Origin of the sequence: Mycobacterium sp. SP-6446, assembly GCF_001954045.1 — a bacterium.
In the GTDB taxonomy this organism is placed as follows: domain Bacteria; phylum Actinomycetota; class Actinomycetes; order Mycobacteriales; family Mycobacteriaceae; genus Mycobacterium.
This window is the reverse complement of the sequence record NZ_MBEM01000201.1, coordinates 1-1282: the sequence shown is the minus strand read 5'-3', so window position 1 is coordinate 1282 and position 1282 is coordinate 1. Positions and strand designations below refer to the sequence as shown.

Below are 1282 nucleotides of genomic sequence, written 5' to 3'. Positions count from 1 at the left end.
CCAGCGGCAATGCGTTGATGACGATCCGGTGCACCCATCGCGGGCGTACCGGCCTCGCGCCGATGCGTTCGATGGCCTTGCCGAACATGACCATGTGGCGGGTCTCGTCGCCCAGCTCGGTCAGCTTGTAGTGCGTGGACCGGCTGGTCGGGTCCTCGTGCAGGATGGTGCGCAGCAGCGCCTGGTTGAGCATGTTCTCGAACCAGATCCCGGCCGACAGCGTGTTGACCAGTTCCTGGCGGGACAGCTCGATTTGTTGTTCGCGGGTCATCTCGTCCCACATCGGCGTGCCGTACAGCGACACCAGCCGGGGCGGCAGATAGAACTTGTCGGGGTCCAGCGGGGCGTCCCAGTCGATGTCGACGACGGGCTCGTAGGACTTTTTGACGGAGCCCTTCAGCAGACGATCGGAGAACTCTTCACGACTTGGCCCGGCCGGCTTCACCGCTGAGGTCATGCTGATCCCTTCGTTGGGTTTTCAGACGGTACCCATGGTACCGGGTACTCGAGGTCTCGACTAGGCCCTTCGGGTTTCGATTCGGTTGACTGGCGTCGTGGGTCGGCATCTTCACGTGATCGGCATCGGCGCCGGAAACCCGGACTACCTGACCATTCAGGCGATCGAGGCGCTCAACGACACCCAGGTGTTCTTCGCGATGGACAAGGGCGAAGCGAAAAGCGACCTGGTTGCGCTGCGGCGGCAGATCTGCGCCCGGTTCATCCGCAAGCCGGGCTATCGCTTCGTCGAGCTGGCCGATCCGAAACGGTCGACCGATACCGACTACCGGGACGCGGTATCCGAATGGCACGCGGCACGCACCCGGATCTGGGCGACGGCCATCCGCACCGAGCTGGGGCCCGACGGTGTAGGGGCCTTCCTGGCCTGGGGGGATCCGTCGCTGTATGACAGCACGCTGCGCATCCTCGGCGCGGTCGCGGCCGAGGTGGACTTCACCTTCGACGTCATTCCGGGAATCACCGCGGTGCAGGCGCTGACGGCCCGGCACCGCATCCCGCTCAACGACGTCGGCGAACCGGTTCTGATCACCACCGGCAGGCAGCTGCGCACCCACGGTTTGTCCGGCGCGGCGGTGGTGATGCTCGACGCCGAGTGCTCGTTTCTCCAATGCCCGCCTGACACCGCCATCTGGTGGGGCGCCTACCTCGGCACAGGGGACGAACTGCTGATCGCCGGCACCGTCGGTGAAGTCGGGGCGCGCATCGCCGAGCTGCGAGCCGAAGCCCGGGCGCGGCACGGCTGGATCATGGACACCTATTTGCT

General features: G+C 65.6%; 2 protein-coding genes. One reads left to right on the top strand and one right to left on the bottom strand.

The genetic code is table 11. The annotated features are described in order from the left end of the window. Positions 1 to 457, bottom strand: a 457-nt coding sequence (locus A5736_RS17950; RefSeq protein WP_139333401.1) for a diiron oxygenase, incomplete at its 3' end; no start/stop codon positions are given. Between the two features lie 97 nt (positions 458 to 554). Here A5736_RS17950 and cobF point away from each other — a divergent pair. Further along, positions 555 to 1282: precorrin-6A synthase (deacetylating) (gene cobF / locus A5736_RS17945; protein WP_076247740.1), on the top strand; the 728-nt coding region annotated here is incomplete at its 3' end.